13 protein-coding genes are annotated in these 16,649 nt (G+C 48.7%); all 13 read right to left on the bottom strand.

From position 1 onward, the window contains the following. Positions 1–455: 455 nt before the first annotated feature. The 13 genes from ftsZ to rsmH all read right to left on the bottom strand — a co-directional run bounded on the left by ftsZ (position 456) and on the right by rsmH (position 16,638). The gene (ftsZ, locus tag NFR98_RS05575; protein WP_014095557.1) at positions 456–1,589 is read right to left on the bottom strand and encodes a cell division protein FtsZ; all 1,134 of its coding nucleotides are present in this window, start codon (positions 1,587–1,589) and stop codon (positions 456–458) included. An 88-nt stretch (positions 1,590–1,677) separates the two neighbouring features. Then, positions 1,678–2,967: a cell division protein FtsA gene (gene ftsA, locus NFR98_RS05570; RefSeq protein ID WP_014095558.1), complete on the bottom strand. Its 1,290-nt coding sequence runs from the start codon at positions 2,965–2,967 to the stop codon at positions 1,678–1,680. Positions 2,968–3,286: 319 nt separating this feature from the next. Beyond that, positions 3,287–4,042, bottom strand: coding sequence for a cell division protein FtsQ/DivIB (locus NFR98_RS05565; RefSeq protein WP_014095559.1), 756 nt, complete (start codon positions 4,040–4,042; stop codon positions 3,287–3,289). A gap of 28 nt (positions 4,043–4,070) precedes the next feature. Then, positions 4,071–5,174, bottom strand: coding sequence for an undecaprenyldiphospho-muramoylpentapeptide beta-N-acetylglucosaminyltransferase (murG, locus tag NFR98_RS05560; protein ID WP_014095560.1), 1,104 nt, complete (start codon positions 5,172–5,174; stop codon positions 4,071–4,073). A 181-nt stretch (positions 5,175–5,355) separates the two neighbouring features. Further along, on the bottom strand, positions 5,356–6,456 hold the full coding sequence (gene spoVE, locus NFR98_RS05555) for a stage V sporulation protein E (protein WP_014095561.1): 1,101 nt from the start codon (positions 6,454–6,456) through the stop codon (positions 5,356–5,358). A 77-nt stretch (positions 6,457–6,533) separates the two neighbouring features. Next, positions 6,534–7,889 carry a UDP-N-acetylmuramoyl-L-alanine--D-glutamate ligase gene (gene murD / locus NFR98_RS05550; RefSeq protein ID WP_014095562.1) on the bottom strand — a complete coding sequence of 452 codons (1,356 nt, stop codon included), beginning with the start codon at positions 7,887–7,889 and terminating at the stop codon, positions 6,534–6,536. A 1-nt stretch (position 7,890) separates the two neighbouring features. Beyond that, positions 7,891–8,865, bottom strand: coding sequence for a phospho-N-acetylmuramoyl-pentapeptide-transferase (gene mraY, locus NFR98_RS05545; protein WP_014095563.1), 975 nt, complete (start codon positions 8,863–8,865; stop codon positions 7,891–7,893). Further along, a complete protein-coding gene (locus NFR98_RS05540; protein WP_026684689.1) occupies positions 8,862–9,302 on the bottom strand; it encodes a hypothetical protein in 441 nt (146 codons plus the stop codon). Before NFR98_RS05540 ends, mraY begins: the two co-directional genes overlap by 4 nt. Positions 9,303–9,307: 5 nt before the next feature. Further along, a complete protein-coding gene (locus tag NFR98_RS05535) occupies positions 9,308–10,765 on the bottom strand; it encodes a UDP-N-acetylmuramoyl-L-alanyl-D-glutamate--2,6-diaminopimelate ligase (protein ID WP_026684690.1) in 1,458 nt (485 codons plus the stop codon). Between the two features lie 267 nt (positions 10,766–11,032). After that, the gene (locus NFR98_RS05530; RefSeq protein ID WP_026684691.1) at positions 11,033–12,949 is read right to left on the bottom strand and encodes a stage V sporulation protein D; all 1,917 of its coding nucleotides are present in this window, start codon (positions 12,947–12,949) and stop codon (positions 11,033–11,035) included. A 240-nt stretch (positions 12,950–13,189) separates the two neighbouring features. Further along, a complete protein-coding gene (locus tag NFR98_RS05525; RefSeq protein WP_026684692.1) occupies positions 13,190–15,331 on the bottom strand; it encodes a penicillin-binding protein in 2,142 nt (713 codons plus the stop codon). Further along, positions 15,328–15,687 carry a cell division protein FtsL gene (gene ftsL, locus NFR98_RS05520; RefSeq protein ID WP_026684693.1) on the bottom strand — a complete coding sequence of 120 codons (360 nt, stop codon included), beginning with the start codon at positions 15,685–15,687 and terminating at the stop codon, positions 15,328–15,330. Before ftsL ends, NFR98_RS05525 begins: the two co-directional genes overlap by 4 nt. A 21-nt stretch (positions 15,688–15,708) precedes the next feature. Next, positions 15,709–16,638, bottom strand: a complete 930-nt coding sequence (rsmH, locus tag NFR98_RS05515; protein WP_251459798.1) for a 16S rRNA (cytosine(1402)-N(4))-methyltransferase RsmH — start codon at positions 16,636–16,638, stop codon at positions 15,709–15,711. Positions 16,639–16,649 lie beyond the last annotated feature (11 nt).

The raw sequence follows: 16,649 nt of genomic DNA, 5'->3' as shown, positions 1-16,649 counted from the left end.
GTTGAAAGGTACATCGACTAAGGCTTTACCCGGTGATTGTTGCTGAAAGGTGCATCTGCTGCGGCTTTAAGAACGCCAATCCGGTGAATGAATCATGGCGCAAACCGGTCCGCGCAGTTCCGGCATGTTCCGGTTTCCAGGCGGACCGCTTTGCTCGATTGCTGCATCTGTCCTTCTTGATTTGATTTATGGCTAGTATAACGCACCCGGAGTATTAAAGTGTGTCAGTTTCTGCTGGCAAAAAAACAGAACTTTTCATTTTTTTAGCCGAAAAGTGTCAAGCGTGCTTGCCGGATAGTCCCGCTGTCACACCGGTATTCACCGAAAAGAAAAAACCCGGCTGGATAAGCAGACAACATCTGCAAATCCAAAACGGGTTTAAAAAATTTTCAAACGCAAAAGAGCCCATCTTTGCTTTCAGGCAATGGCCTGGAAAGCAGAGACGGGCTCTTTCATTATTTTCTTCTGTTCCGGTTTCGCAAAAAAGTCGGAATATCAAGTGTATCTTCACTGTACTGAACGGCGCGTTGCGGTTCAGACTGGGGTTCTTCACGCTTTGTTTCGCGTTTTGCCTGTTGGTTCAAGGCCGGCCTTGATTGTCCGAGCGACGGGCGCTGCTTGCTCTGGGTCTGCGCTTCTTCATTAAAGCCGGTTGCAATGACCGTAACCACGATTTCGTCCTTCAGGCTTTCATTGATAACGGACCCGAAAATCATATTGACTTCCTGGTCTGATGCGGAGGCGACAATATCGGCCGCTTCCTGCACTTCATACAAACTTAAATTTGCGCTGCCGGTAATGTTCATCAGCACGCCTTGTGCACCGTCAATAGACGTTTCAAGCAGCGGCGACGAAATGGCTTTTTTTGCCGCCTCTGTCGCACGATTTTCCCCGGAAGCGATCCCGATTCCCATCAATGCTGAACCTTTATTGGTCATAATTGTTTTGACATCCGCAAAATCCAGGTTGATCAGGCCCGGTACCGCGATCAGGTCGGAAATCCCTTGTACGCCCTGGCGCAGCACATTATCCGCTTCCCGGAATGCTTCTAGCATCGGTGTGCTTTTATCGACAATTTCCAGCAGGCGGTCATTCGGGATCACGATCAGCGTATCGACCGCTTCTTTCATGGCACTGATGCCGCCGGCCGCCTGGTTTGCCCGTTTGCGGCCTTCGAATGTGAACGGCCTTGTAACCACACCGACCGTCAGCGCCCCGAGTTCCTTTGCGATATGGGCAATGACCGGCGCCGCCCCTGTTCCGGTGCCGCCGCCCATCCCGGCTGTCACGAACACCATATCCGCACCCTTTAACGCTTCTTCAATTTGTTCTTTGCTTTCTTCGGCCGCTTTCCGCCCGACTTCCGGATTTGCGCCGGCACCGAGGCCACGCGTTAATTTTGCGCCAATTTGCATTTTAATTTCAGCTTTGGAAAGGTTTAATGCCTGGGCATCCGTGTTTACGGCAATAAATTCAACGCCCTGCAGATCATGTTCAATCATACGGTTCACGGCATTGTTGCCGCCGCCGCCAACGCCGATAACTTTTATCGTTGCCAAAGCGTCTACATTGGTATCGAACTCTAACATTCACTAATCCTCCTAATTCGTATTGCGTATCTTATCCCGGTCCTGCTGCCGGACGGGCTCCGGTTTTTTCGCACATGATGCCGGCAGGCTATTCGAAAAACAAACCAAAGAATTTTTTCATTTTCGATGACATTTTTTCTTCCTGACCGGAAGCTTGTTTTGGTTTGGACTGCGGCTTTTTCGCCGGTTTCGGTTCCGCATACTCCATTCCGGCTGCCACCAGGCGGGAGCTGACATTTTTCCCTTCCAGCCGCGCATTTTTCGCAGCGTACTGGATCAGGCCGACCGCCGTCGTATATTGCGGCTCACGGACACCGATATAATCCGGAATGGCAACTCTTACGCGGTTTTGAAAGACCGTTTCTGCAAGCTCCGGTACACCGGGCATATTTGCAGTGCCCCCTGTCAGCACAATCCCGCCCGGCAAATCATGGACGCCGATCTTCCTCAGTTCCTGCTGGATAAACAAAAAGATTTCTTCTAATCTAGCTTCTATAATATCAGAAATTTGTAATTGGTTAAATTGTTCTTTTTGTTCACTGCCGATGATCTGTACATCAAAAACATCGTCTTCGAGCGCATCCTGGCTGAACGCGTGCCCGTGCTTCAGTTTGATTTTTTCCGCATCTTCCGTTGAAGCCCTTAGACAGATGGACAAATCTTTTGTGATATGGTCCCCGCCGACGGGCAGCACGCTCGTTGTCCGGATATGGCCGTTTTCAAAAACAGCCAGCGTCGTCGACCCGCCGCCGATGTCAACGAGTGCCGTCCCGAGTTCCATTTCATCTTTTGACAGCGCAATGGCACCGGCTGCAAGCGGCATGAGAACAATTTCCGCGATGGTCAGGCCGGCCTTTTCAACACAGCGCAATGTATTATGTAAGATCGTTTTGGAAGTCGTGACAATGATGCCTTCCATTTCCAATCTGACACCGATCATCCCGCGAGGATCATGTATTTCATCCAAACCGTCCACAATGAATTGCTTCGGAATGACATTCACAATCTCTCTTTCGGGAGGAATAGAAAGCACTTGCGCCGCATCCATCACTCTTTGTACATCCCCATCCGTAATTTCCCGGTTCTCGCTCTGGACCGCCACCACCCCGTGGCACGGCTGCAGCATCACATGATTGCTGGCAATGCCGACGATCACGTGGTCAATTTTCATGCCGACCATTCTTTCCGCTTGTTCAATTGCCCGCCTGATGGACAGGACGGTTTCATCTATATCTACAATCGATCCTTTTTTAATGCCTTCGGACCTGACATTGCCAACCCCAATAATATTTAATGAATCATTGCCCATTTCGGCAATGATGACTTTCGTGGCAGATGTACCGATGTCAAGACTCACATATATTTCACTGCTGTTCATACTGCGGCACCTCCCTTTGCCTTTCGATCAAACGCAATCCGCCTATGTTAAAGCGCCATTTTTCCCAATTCGTCTCTTCTGAGGCGGGCTCTTTTTGCCGTTCCGTCCGTGAGTCCGCCAGAAGCCTCCATTCAAAAAGGTGATTATAAACAAAGTATTCTGCGTCATAATCAAATTCCCTTTTTTTCAATCGGACTTTTTTCATTTTCTTTTGGTGATCAAAATATTTCCAGTCTCAAAATATAGCAATTCCTAAAATTTGGTTTCATCATAAGTCTACACTAAGATGGACACGGAGAAAAGCGAAATTTTTTCATGTCTACTTCGAATCGTAAGCTTTAAAATACGAACCGACTTCGAGGTCAATCACACCTTTTTTCTTCGGGTCAAGCTGACTGATGATCGAAGGGTAATGCGCCATCTTTTCTGCGAACGACGGAATGCTTGCGCGCACTTCAAAACCGTTATTCATGTACAGGGTGACAAGGTCACGGTCAACGTTTGAAGGGGTATAGCGGACTTCCGAAATGGCATTTGTGATCGAATCCGGCAATTTTTGCATCTGGCGGATCATTTCATGCAAATGCGTATCCTGTTTGAAACCGGTAAATATCAGGCTTGCGGCCGGAATTTCTTTCACTGTTCTTTTGACGACCGAACCGTTATCCAAAACCGGCAAAAAACCGCCTTTCTGCTGTAAATACCCGATTTTTTGATGCTCTTTCACTTTTATGTAAAGCGTATTCGGCAAGGAAATGCCCACTTTCACCGAATCAACTTCAGGGATGGATGCGATTCTTTTCCGGACTGCGTCTTTACGGATATTCCATATATTCTCACCCGTGGCAATGCCGCTTTTTTTCAAAATGTACGGCTTGCTGACCGCCTCATTTCCCTCTATCTGAATGCGGTGGACGCGGCTCAGCGGGGACTCGAGGTAGATGATCAGCATCACCAGCATAAAAAAAACCGTCAGCAGCATGATGAGCCGCCGGTTCGTTTTTCGGCGGCGCTGCTGCTTTAATTTCGGGATCCGGTCTTCCAGCGAAACGATGTTTTTGTCAGACCGCGCCATTTTGTTCCTCCCTTTTTTATTTGCCGCATCACGATTTGGCTTTTGCGGCCAGATTTTCCATCACTTCATAAAGCCGCCATGAAGCGTCACGAATACCGAGCTTGCGGGCGGCCGCCTGCATTTTCTCCATCTGTTCCCGATCCAGCAAAATTTTATCAATCAAGGATACGAGCTTTGCGGAAGATAAATCTTTTTCAAGCAGCATAAAAGCTGCGCCGTTTTCCACGAGTGTTTTCGCGTTTTTTTCCTGGTGATTGTTTGTCACATAAGGGCTCGGGATTAAGATACTTGGCAAACCGAGCGCCGTCAGTTCGGCCAATGTGGTTGCCCCTGCCCTTGAGACGACAAGATCCACCGCTCGCAACACTTCCGGCATATTGTGGATAAACGGTACCACCTTGATATTTCCTTTTTCGCCGATCAATGCAATTTCTTTTTTGACGGCCTCATAATGCACATCCCCTGTCGCATAAATGACCTGGTAATTTTTTTGTGCAAAATTGGAAAAAGATTTCACAACCGCTTCATTAATCGGGCGTGCCCCGCGGCTCCCGCCGAAAATGAGAACGGTTGGAAGCGTTGTTTTCAGGTTGAAACCGGAAAGGACGCCGCGCCTTTTGTCCCCGATCACTTCCGATGCGCGCGGATTGCCGGTCAGCACCACTTTTTTCTCATCAAAAAAAGATTTTGCAGATTCAAAGCAAATGGCCACTTTGTCAACGTACCGGCTTAAAAATTTATTCGTCAGCCCCGGCACGCTGTTTTGTTCGTGAATGATGGTCGGGATGTGCAGTTTGGCGGCAGCGTAGACAACCGGACCGCATACATACCCGCCTGTTCCGATGACCACATCCGGCTTGAATTCGCGGATGATTTTTTTGCACCGGCTTACCCCTTTTAGAAAGCGGACAACCGTTTTGACATTTTCAAACGAAAGGGAGCGTTTAAACCCCGTAATATGAATCGATTTGAACGGAATGTTTTCCCGCGGCACAAGCCGGGATTCGAGCCCTTTTTCCGTGCCAATATACAAACATTCCGTGTCAGGATGTTTCTGTTTGATCGTTCTGATCAATGCCAGGGCCGGATAAATATGCCCGCCTGTTCCGCCCCCGCTGACAATGATTTTCATGTTTTTCCACCTCAGGACGCCGTGCTAGGTTGCACGGGTATCAATATATGATGTTTGAAACATTCATTTTTCTATATTACTATATTTTAAACGACAATGGGTGCACAGTAAAACGATTATTACCAAAATGTTAACTTGTTGTCAAACGAAAAAAGAACCCCTTTATGAGGTTCTCCTTCCGTTACAGCCGGGAATGGCGGCTGATGTTTAAGAGCACGCCGACTGAGACAAGCATCAACGTCAAAGAAGAGCCGCCGTAACTGATGAACGGAAGCGTAATGCCTGTAACCGGGATCAGGCCGATGACAACGCTGATATTGATCATCACCTGGATCGCGATCATGGAAATAATGCCGACTGCGAGCAGGCTTCCGTACAGATCGGGTGCGCCAAGTGCGATCCGGATGCCGCGCCAGAGCAATAGCGCAAACAAAATCAGGACAAAAGTCCCGCCGATAAAACCGAGCTCCTCGGAAAGAATGGCAAAGATAAAATCATTTTGCGGTTCCGGCAGATAGTGGAATTTTTGTTTGCTCTCCCCAAGCCCCATGCCGAACAGGCCGCCTGGACCGATCGCAAGGAGCGACTGGATAATTTGAAATCCTTTCCCCTGCGGATCGGACCATGGATCAAGGAAAGAGGTGATCCGTGCAATCCGGTATGGAGCCGATAAAACAAGAGCGACAAAACCGCCCACTCCAAGGAGCCCGAGCATGACAAAATGGGCAATGCGGGCGCCGGAAACAAAAATCATGATGATGCATGTCCCAAGCATCACCGTTCCCGTTCCAAGGTCCGGCTGCAGCATAATCATCCCGAAAGCAACAAAAACGAGCGCCAGCGCCGGGAGCATGCCTTTTTTAAAAGTCGTAATGTATTTCTGGTTCTCCGATAAAAATTTTGCCAAATACGCGATCAGCGCCATTTTAATGAATTCAGAAGGCTGGATGGAAAATGCGCCGACCCCGATCCAGCTCCGCGACCCGTTCCGTTCAAGCCCGATGCCGGGAATCAAAACAAGGACGAGCAGCACAAAACAGATGACCAGGATCGTTTTCGCCCATGCCCGCCACGTCCAGTAATCAATGCGCATCACGAAAAACATCGCTGCCACGCCGAGCCCGGCAAAAAGCAGCTGCCGCTTCAAAAAATAAAATGCATCGTTAAATTTGTATTCCGCCACGATTTCGCTCGCGCTGAACACCATCAGAAGCCCGGTTGCAAGCAGCGCCACGGTCACAATGATTAATAAAAAATCGGGATTCGTTTTTTTCGACGGCATCCGCGCCCACCCCAGAAAAGATTTAGAACTTCCCGCAAAAACCGGTAACCCGCACCGGCTAAAAGCGGGCCAAGCCCTTATCTTAACTTATGCACGGCGTCGATGAAAATATCACCACGAATTTCAAAAGATTTATATTGGTCCCAGCTGGCACATGCCGGCGACAGCAAAATGCAATCACCCGGTTCGGATAATGCCCATGCGACCGGGACCGCTTCTTCCACGTTTTCCACCGTGCGGATGACCGGAATGCCTGCTTTTTTCGCGGTGCTTTCCAGCTTCGGCGCGGTTTCTCCGAAAGTAATCAATGCTTTTACATATTTCAAAGCCGGGATCAGTTCATCAAAGCCGTTGCCACGGTCAAGCCCGCCGGCAAGCAGAATGACCGGCTGATGGAAAGCGGCAAGCGCGGCTTTGCAGGCGAGGATATTGGTCGCTTTTGAATCGTTATAAAATTTCCGTCCTTTGATTTCGCCGATATATTGCGTCCGGTGCTTCACGCCTTTAAACGTTCCGAGCACCCCGCTGATGGCATCATTACTTGCTCCCATCAGCTTGGCAGCGGCGACAGCGGCTAAAATATTTTCCAGATTATGGTCTCCCGGCAGCACAATGTCAGCGCGGTCCATGATTTTTTCGCCTTTCCACATGATGCTGCCGTCTTTTACCGATGCGCCGTCTTCAACATATTCCTTCGTTGAAAAAGGAATAATTTTTGCTTTCGTGAAGGAGACCAGATCCCACAGTTCCGGCTGGGCATGGTTCAGAATCAGGAAATCATCCTCTGTCTGGTTTCGGGTAATATTTGATTTTGCTTTTGCATAAGCTTCTTTTGTCCCGTGATAGTCGAGATGGGCTTCATAAATATTCGTGATGATGGCAATATGCGGCCTGAATGTTTGCACGCCCATCAGCTGGAAAGAAGACAACTCCACCACCATCTGCTGGTCCGCGCGTGCTCTTTGCGCCACCGTGGAGGCCACTTTGCCAATATTTCCGGCAATTAACGGATCAAGATGCGGATCCGCCTGGAAAATTTCATAAATCAACGTGGTAGTCGTCGTTTTCCCGTTCGTTCCCGTAATGCCGACCATCGGGCATTCTGCAATTTTATAAGCCAGCTCGATTTCGGTAATGACCGGGATCCCTTTTTCAATCGCCCCCGCAACAAGCGGGTTCGAATAAGGGATGCCCGGATTTTTCACAATCAGTTCAAAGCCTTCATCCAATAGTTCAATTGGATGGCTGCCACAAATGACTTTAATCCCCTGTTCCAAAAGCCCCTGCGCCTCCGGGTTCTCTTCAAGCGGTTTATAATCATTCACCGTCACAAACGCCCCGAGCCGGTGCAACAGGGAGGCCGCGCTCACCCCGCTTTTCGCCAGCCCGAGTACCAATACTTTTTTATGTTCATATTCCGTGATATTTTTCATGTTACATCCACACCTCGATATAAATTCCTAAAATCGCACACAAAAGGCCTACCGCCCAGAACGTCACGACAACACGCCATTCCGACCAGCCCGAAAGCTCATAATGGTGGTGCAGCGGGCTCATCCTAAAAATTCTTTTTCCTGTTGTCTTAAATGATATCACTTGGAGAATGACAGACAAAGTCTCAATGACAAAAACGCCGCCAATCACAATTAAAAGAATCTCAAGATTGGTCAGAATTGAAATGGCGGCAATCGCTCCGCCCAATGCAAGTGAGCCGGTGTCCCCCATGAAAACTTTTGCCGGATGGGCATTAAAGACGAGAAAACCGAGCACGGCCCCGACAACGGCAACCGAAAACAGGGCGACATCCGCCTGTGACTGGTTCCATGCCAAAACGGCGAATGCCCCGAAAGCAATCGCTGCCGTCCCGGATACAAGGCCGTCAAGCCCATCCGTCAGATTGACCGCATTGGAAAACCCGACAAGCCAGAGAAGAATGATAACAAAGTAAAACCAGCCGAAATCGACCGATTTGTCCGTAAACGGAATCGAGACTTCCGAAGATAAATGGAAGTGGCGGAAAACGACATAAAAAATGATGGCAACGAGAATCTGGCCGAGCAGTTTCTGCTTTGATGTAAGGCCAAGATTCCGCTTCATCACCACTTTAATAAAGTCGTCCAAAAATCCGAGCAGCCCGAATCCGATCGTCACAAGCAGCAAAAGGTAAATTCTTACAGTCGGTTCTGCGAATTTACCGGCCATGATCAGTGTGGATGCAATGATCGATACCAAAATAATCAAGCCGCCCATTGTCGGCGTCCCGGATTTTTTCTGGTGCGATTTCGGGCCTTCTTCCCGGATGCTCTGGCCGAATTTCAATCTCCTTAAAAAAGGGATAAAAACGGGCGAAAGCAGCACGGAAATCAAAAAAGCCATCAGCGTTGTAAAAAAAATCACTTGCTCGATCATGCTTTTTCCCTCCCGTGGCGCCTGCATGCACAAAGCAGCCGCTTCCTGTTTTCCGCATCCGCCAAATCATATGTATGAGGGTTTTTTTCCCGCAATTCCGGTCCGTAAAAAATAAAAGTTGTCTTCATATCCAAATCCTTGCTTTCCATTTTTTTTAGATAAAACTGTACCAGTTGTGTAAAAGCAACAGAAACATCCTCTGCCATAAACAGCGGAAAATCATTCGGTATATAGCGGGGCACGGGTGCATCGTTTTTCCAAAGCGCCGCGATTGCCCCGTGTGCAATTGCCCGGTTAATGTCCGGTTCAGAAAAAGGGACGTATAATCCCTTTGGCTGGTTTACATCCGCAAACACGCTGACTGTGGCAAATTCGAGCGCCATCTCCATGCCGCGGCCCAAACTGAAAAGGTGGGCTGTATCCCCGAATGATAACATATGCTTCACCGCTCCTTTATCATTTCCAGTGCAACTTCCCTGTCATCAAAATGATGCACTTCATTTCCAATGATTTGATACGTTTCATGGCCTTTTCCGGCAATCAGGACAACATCCCCCGCCTCTGCACGGAAAATGGCTGTTTTGATTGCTTCCCTCCGGTCGGGGATGCATTCATATTGCTCACCTTCTACCCCTTTTTCCATCTCGCGCAAAATGGCAATCGGATCTTCACTGCGCGGATTATCCGATGTAAAAATCGGATAATGCGCATATTTGCAAGCAATTTGCGCCATCACCGGCCGCTTTGTTTTATCGCGGTCGCCGCCGCAGCCGACAACGACAAAGATTTTTTTGCGGGCAAACTGCCGGATCGTTTTCAGGACATTTTCCAGACTGTCGGGCGTGTGCGCGTAATCGACAATCACGGAAAAATCCTGGCCGCCGTTTACGAGTTCAAACCGGCCGCGTATGCCTTCCATCGCTTCCGCCGTTTTAATGACCGAATCAAGCGGTACCCCGGATACAACCCCGGCTGCGATCGCTGCAAGCATATTATAGATGCTGAACTTCCCGGCGAGCTTGAGCCGGACTTCCCGTTTCTCAAAAGGCGTCACAAGCGTGAATGTTGTCCCGCGGGCGTGCATGTCAATGTTTTCGGCCATAAAATCCGCATCATGGTCGATCCCGTACGTAATGACAGGCACCGCGGTTACTTGTTCAAATTCCTTTGATGCGGCGTCATCTGCATTTAAGATGGCATATTTCGGCTTATCTTGCGGGCAGGAGTTCCCGAGCTGCGAAAACAATAAACTTTTGGCGCGCCGGTATTCCGCCATCGTTTTATGATAATCGAGATGATCCTGCGTGAGATTTGTGAAAACGGCAATATCATAGTCGCAGCCGTGCACCCGGCCTTCAACAAGCGAATGCGAAGAAACTTCCATCACACAATCGGTGACACCGCGCGCGTTCATTTCATGGAATGTTTTTTGCAATGTCAGACTGTCCGGCGTTGTGTTTTTCGTTTCCAGTGTTTCATCGCCGATTTTCATATACATCGTGCCAATCAGGCCGGTCGTTCTGCCTGCATCCCGGTATATTTTTTCGATAATATGGCTCGTAGTTGTTTTTCCGTTTGTGCCGGTAATTCCGACAAGGCGAAACTTGCGGGACGGCTGCCCGTAAAACCGGTCTGCAAGGAGCGCCATTGCCCGTTTTGTATTGCGGACGATAATAACTGGTATATCCACATCGACCGGCTTTTCGGCTAAAATGGCTGCTGCACCCCGTTTGGCCGCATCAACGGCAAACTTATGCCCGTCAACCGTATAGCCCTTGATACAAATAAACAGACTGTTTTTCGTGACAAGCCGGTTATCCTGGACAAGTTCCGTAATTTCCGGATTCACTGCAGGCATTTTCACAAATGGTAATGCCTCTAACAATGTATGTAACTTCATTTTGCTTCCAACCCTTCCTGTTCCAAACCCTTGTTGCTGCATCTTCTTTGTGTATACATGTAATACAGTCCTTTTCTATTGTACAAAAAAAACGGCCATTAAGCTATGAAGTCCTGTTGATTTTTAAAATGTACGCCGAAAGAGCTTGTTTATGCCTCTTGAAACAAAAACACGGGCGGCCGGACATACGGCGCCGCCCTGTTTTTCTGCATGCAAATCCGGATTGTTGAGCCTAGCGGGGCCCATTCCGGAATTGGTGAATCTATTTTACTGCATGTAAACCCGGATCGTTGAGCCCTCTTCCACTTTCACGCCTGCTTCAGGGGACTGCCGGATCACCTTGTTTCCGGATCCGCTGACATCAAGTTTGAGATTATATTGATCGTTCATCATCTCTTTTTTCGTCTCTCCGATTAAATTCGGCACTTTTACCGTTGGCGTTTCAAAATAACTTTTTTCTTTTTCCGCCTGGTTTTTCACCGGCTTGACGCCCATGGCACGCAGGCTGTCGCCGATGATCGTGCCCGCGATCGGGGCTGCCACCTGGCCGCCGAATTGGATCGTATTTTTCGGATTATCGACCGCCAAGTAGACGACGATTTTCGGATCATTGGCCGGGGCGAAACCGATAAAGGATAAAACATAATTGTTTTCGAGATAGCGGCCGTTTTTGGCTTTTTGCGCCGTCCCGGTTTTCCCGCCGACCGGATAACCGTCCACATAAGCATTTTTTCCGCTCCCTTGTGTGACAACTGTTTCAAGCGCATGGCGGATTTGTTTCGATGTGTTTTCCGAGATCACCCTTCTTTTGGCAACCGGGTTTTTCCGCATGACCGTTTCCCCTGTTTTAGGGTCAACGAGTTCCTTTGCAATATACGGTTTGTAAAGAATCCCGCCGTTTACGGCAGCCGAGACCGCTGCCACCTGCTGGATCGGCGTAACAGAAACCCCCTGCCCGAAAGCCGTTGTCGCCAGTTCAACCGGCCCGACGCGGTCAAGGTTGAACAAAATGCCGGAAGCTTCGCCGGATAGATCCACACCGGTTTTTGTGCCAAACCCGAAATTGCGGATGTATTTGAATAATGTATTTTTTCCGAGCCTTTCGCCAAGTTCGACAAAGCCCGGGTTGCATGAATTTTGGACGACTTCAAGGAACGTTTCGCTGCCGTGCCCGCCCCTTTTCCAGCAGTGCAGCGTCGAGCCTCCGACTTCAACCGCGCCGGAATCGTAAAATTTGTCTTTTGTCAAATTCACTTTCTTTTCTTCAAGGGCGGCGGCAAGTGTGATAATTTTAAATGTCGAGCCCGGTTCGTATGTGCTCCAGATCGGCAGGTTCCGGTTATACACTTCCTGTGGCACATTTTTATAATTGTCAGGCGTATAGCTCGGCCTGCTGGACATCCCGAGAATTTCCCCGGTGCCCGGGTCCATGGCAATCGCAATCAGCCCGTCCGGATGATATTTTTTTTCAGCATTATCGAGTTCACGTTCAATAATCGTCTGGACTTTTGTATCAACCGTTAGTTTCAGGTCAAGCCCGTTTTTTGGCGGTTCATATTCATCTGCCATATCCTTCATCTTTTTCTTCCCTTTTGCGTCCGTATAAAACTCGACTGCCCCTTTTTTTCCGCTCAGCGCATCATCATAATACAGTTCGAGCCCGGTCAGCCCCTGATTGTCGGCACCAGTGAATCCGAGTACATGCGAAAGGTAACGGCCGAACGGATAATACCGCTTGGAATCTTCCGCGATATAGACCCCTGAAAGCCCAAGGCGGCGTACGGCATTTGCCTTTTCATTGCTGATTTTCCGCCCTTCTTTTATTCTGACAATCGATCTGACCTGTGTAATTTCTTTATAAAGCTTTTCTTTGTCTGCATCAAGGGCGTCCCCCAGTTTTTCAGCCGTTTTTGCCGGATCCTTGACCTGCCTCGGAATGATAAAAATCGTCGGGGCACTTTGGTTGGAGGCGATCGGCACACCGTTTCTGTCTTCGATTTTTCCCCGCTCCCCTTCAAAAGGGATGCTTCTGCTCCATAGCGCTTTTGCCCTGTTCGTCAGCATATCCCCGAGCCCGAACTGGACATAGCCGAGCCGCACATCTATAATGCTGAAAATGACAATCCCGCAAAGCAATATAAAAACAAGCCGCTTTCTCACCGTAACATTGGATACACGTTTCACGAGCGCGCCTCCTTCATTTAAATCTCAAAGCAGCAGATTCCTGGGTAGGAAAGATGAAAGATTTCAGCCTTCTCTTGGTTTCCTTTAACCCTGAAAAATCCGCTCCGGGCGCATAAAATGCCCTTTGTTGCCTTTACACCCATTTATATGCTTGTACGCATCCGGCTAGTACCTTTTCACACGCATGAAAAAAAGCAAGCCTTATGCTTGCTTTTTTTCGCTATTCCTTCTGGCCCCCGCCTATGGATTCTTGAATTTTACAGTAAGGGCCTGTCCGGATTTCACCTTTGATTTTGCCGGAATGCTTTGGGACACGGCATAACCTTCCCCGCTTATGGTCAGGCGGAGGCCGAGCAGTTTGGCAGCGCCCGCCACGTCGCGTTTCGAAAAGCCGCGTATATCCGGCATTACTTTATTGCCATTTGTTTTCAAAAATACTTTTGCGCCCGGCAGCAGTTGTTCCTGTGCCCCGGGTTCCTGGGCCGTTACGGCATCGCCATCGCCGAGCACAACAGGGGAAAGCCCCAATGCTTTTACGGCAGATGTCGCTTCTGACCGGCTGTCACCCGTAAAATCAGGAAGTTTGGCAAGGCGTACGGTCTTCCCTTTTGCCGGTTTAATGTTTAAATATTGCAGGCTGTTCTTCATAATCGGGTTAAACAGCGCTTTAACCGGTTCGCCGCCAAGCTCACCGGCTTTTAAATGCGGCTGCTGGACAACGGCGTAAACGATTAGTTTCGGATTGTCTTTCGGCGCCATACCGAGAAAAGAAAAGATATAATTATCGGTACCGGTTAAATATCCGCCGCCGTTCGGATTCGGGATCTGGGCGGTACCGGTTTTGCCGGTCACCTCGTAGCCCGGAATGTTATAGGCCGTGCCGGTTCCGGTTTTTTTATTCGTCACAACCGTCCGCAAATAATCCCGGACTTTTTTCGCGGTATCCGCGCTGATCGGGTTGCCGGCAACGGTTGGTTTTGTTTTTTCCATTTTTCCGGTTGCGGGATTGACCACTTTGTCAACTACATACGGTTTCATCATTTTCCCGTCATTAGCAATCGCTGTTGCCGCCTGAATCATCTGCATCGCGGTAACGGTTGTACCCTGCCCGAATGTCGACGTATACCGTTCAATCGGATAATCGTATAAAATTTTGCCGGAAGCTTCATTCGGCAAGCCGACTTTCGTCTGTTTCCCGAACCCGAACGCTTCCAAATACTGCTTAAATTTATCCTGCTTAATATAATCCAGCAATGTGGCAAATGCAACATTAGAAGAACGCTGCAGCCCTTCTAAAAAGGTGATCCTGCCCCAGCCGACCCCGCCATTATGGTCTTTAATCGGGTTTGGCACATTTTTCACCCGGAATTCTCCTGACTTATAGGTCGCATTCGGGTGAAAAACGCCTTCCTGGACGGCCGCCGCCAAGGTAAAAATTTTCATCGTTGAGCCCGGTTCATAAGCGGTTTCGACTGGATCGTCCTGCCAAGCATCGCTCAAACCTTTCCGCGTTTCCGGATCAAATGTCGGCCGCTGCCCCATTGCCAGTATCTTGCCCGTTTTCGGATCGGCCACGACAACAAACGCTTTTTTCGGATTGTATTGTTTCTGGACTTTGCCAAGCGCATCTTCAACGAAAGACTGGATTTTCTTGTCAATCGTTAAATAGACATTTTCCCCGTTTTTCGGTTTGGTGACTTTTTTATGCGCGTTTGGCAAAATATATCCCCAAAAGTCGCCTTCATAACTGATTTTTCCGTCTTTGCCTTCCAAAGCGGCATTCATGCTTTTTTCGATTCCCATTACACCTGCCATTTGGCCGCCTGTCTCATTTTTCTGCGCATAGCCGACCAGATGGGAGGCAAACGAACCGTTCGGATACGTGCGTTTCGGCACGGCTTCGAACTGGATGCCCGGCAAGTTCTGTTTTTGAATTTCATTTTTTACGTTATACGGAATATCCTGCCCCGCCTTCCCGAACTCCACTTGAAACCGCCCTTTTTGTGTCAGGAGCGAATAAATTTTTGATTCGGGCATGTCAATATATTTCGCAAGGGCCTGGGCGGTTTTTCGAGGGTTGACAACATGTTTCGGATGTTCCGGATCAATCGTGACTTTCGGGTCCAAAACGGCGACCAGATTGTACGAAACAACATTTTCGGCGATCACTTCCCCGCTTGCATCGTAAATATTGCCGCGGGAAGCGGGAATGGCGCTTGTCCGCAAATATTTTTTCGCCGCTTTTGCCGCGAGCACTTTCCCGTCTGCCTGCCCTGTGATTTCAATCGTCAAAAACCTTACGGCGATAATAAAAAAGGACAGACCGAATATGATAAATAATATCGCTGCCCCCCTGTTTGTATTCAGTTTTCTGGACTTCATTTATTTTCAACAACCTTGACATTATTCTCGTCCAATTTCAAGCCGAGTTTTTTTGCCTTTTCGTAAATACGGTCGTAGCGGCTCAATTCGCTTACTTGCATTTTCAAATCATCGGTCACCTTGTTTTTGTTCTGGATCGTGGTTTTTGTATCTTCAATCGACCGGTTGACATTATAAATTGCAGCTTCCGTCGATACGATCTTCACGGCCATAATCAACACGAACAAAGCAAAAAGGCTTGCGATGATTTTTTCCCCTAAAGTGATCTGCGCGCGTCTTGTGGCCGGTGCTACTCTTTTTTCAATCTGTTGTTGCTGTTCCGGCGCACGTTTCGGCTGCCTTGCTAAATTACTCAAAAAACTCCCTCCTCTATTTTCTTAGCGTTTTTCCGCAATGCGCAGTTTAGCCGACCTTGACCGGTTGTTCTCGCCCACTTCCTCATCATTCGGGACAATGGGTTTCCTCGTAATGAGTTTTAATACGGGCTCGTATTCTTTTGGGATGACAGGCAGCCCATGCGGCAAATCTCCTGCACTGCTGTATTCTTTCAATATATTTTTACAAATGCGGTCTTCCAGGGAATGAAATGTAATGACAGAGACCCGCCCGCCTGGTTTTAAAAGCGAAATGGCATCCGTTAAAGACATTTCAAAAGCAGATAATTCATCGTTCACGGCAATCCGGATCGCCTGAAAGACCCTTTTTGCCGGATGCCCGCCTTTTCTTCGTGCGGGTGCAGGAATCGCTTCTTTAATTAAATCGGCCAGTTCACCGGTTGTTTCGATCGGTTTTTTGGCACGGGACGCCTCGATTTTGCGGGCAATTTGTTTTGAAAATTTTTCTTCCCCGTACCGGAAAAAGATCCGGACCAGTTTTTCATACGGCCATTCATTGACGACTTCATAAGCGGTAAGCGGCGTATCGAGGTCCATCCGCATATCGAGCGGTGCATCATGCTGATAGCTGAATCCCCGTTCCGGTGTATCAAGCTGGGGGGAGGAAACGCCCAAATCATACAAGATGCCGTCGACAGCCTGCACACCGCGCGCGTTCAATTCTGATTTTAAATACCGGAAATTGCTTTTAATAAAAGTGATCCTGTTTTGGTCATGGGCAAACTTTTCTTTGGCATGCTGAATCGCCGTTTCATCCTGGTCAAAAGCGTATAAATGCCCGCCGGTAAGCTGCTGAAGCAAATAGGCGCTGTGGCCCCCGCCACCGAGCGTGCAGTCAACATAAATCCCGTCCGGTTTAATATGTAGCCCGTCAACGGTTTCTTTCAGCAAAACGGTCTTGTGTTGAAACATACTGAATCTCC

Source organism: Weizmannia agrestimuris, from assembly GCF_943193165.1.
GTDB lineage: Bacteria > Bacillota > Bacilli > Bacillales > Bacillaceae_C > Weizmannia > Weizmannia faecalis.
The sequence above is the reverse complement of the archived record's forward strand: the minus strand, read 5'-3'. Positions and strand labels throughout refer to the sequence as shown.

Coding starts and splice junctions, on each gene's coding strand:
- NFR98_RS05535 (WP_026684690.1), bottom strand. CDS start 10,765: ATGAAGTTACATACATTGTTAGAGGCATTACCATTTGTGAAAATGCCT.
- murG (WP_014095560.1), bottom strand. CDS start 5,174: ATGAAAATCATTGTCAGCGGGGGCGGAACAGGCGGGCATATTTATCCG.
- NFR98_RS05565 (WP_014095559.1), bottom strand. CDS start 4,042: ATGGCGCGGTCTGACAAAAACATCGTTTCGCTGGAAGACCGGATCCCG.
- murD (WP_014095562.1), bottom strand. CDS start 7,889: ATGAAAAATATCACGGAATATGAACATAAAAAAGTATTGGTACTCGGG.
- ftsZ (WP_014095557.1), bottom strand. CDS start 1,589: ATGTTAGAGTTCGATACCAATGTAGACGCTTTGGCAACGATAAAAGTT.
- mraY (WP_014095563.1), bottom strand. CDS start 8,865: ATGATCGAGCAAGTGATTTTTTTTACAACGCTGATGGCTTTTTTGATT.
- ftsA (WP_014095558.1), bottom strand. CDS start 2,967: ATGAACAGCAGTGAAATATATGTGAGTCTTGACATCGGTACATCTGCC.
- NFR98_RS05540 (WP_026684689.1), bottom strand. CDS start 9,302: ATGTTATCATTCGGGGATACAGCCCACCTTTTCAGTTTGGGCCGCGGC.
- spoVE (WP_014095561.1), bottom strand. CDS start 6,456: ATGCCGTCGAAAAAAACGAATCCCGATTTTTTATTAATCATTGTGACC.
- rsmH (WP_251459798.1), bottom strand. CDS start 16,638: ATGTTTCAACACAAGACCGTTTTGCTGAAAGAAACCGTTGACGGGCTA.
- NFR98_RS05525 (WP_026684692.1), bottom strand. CDS start 15,331: ATGAAGTCCAGAAAACTGAATACAAACAGGGGGGCAGCGATATTATTT.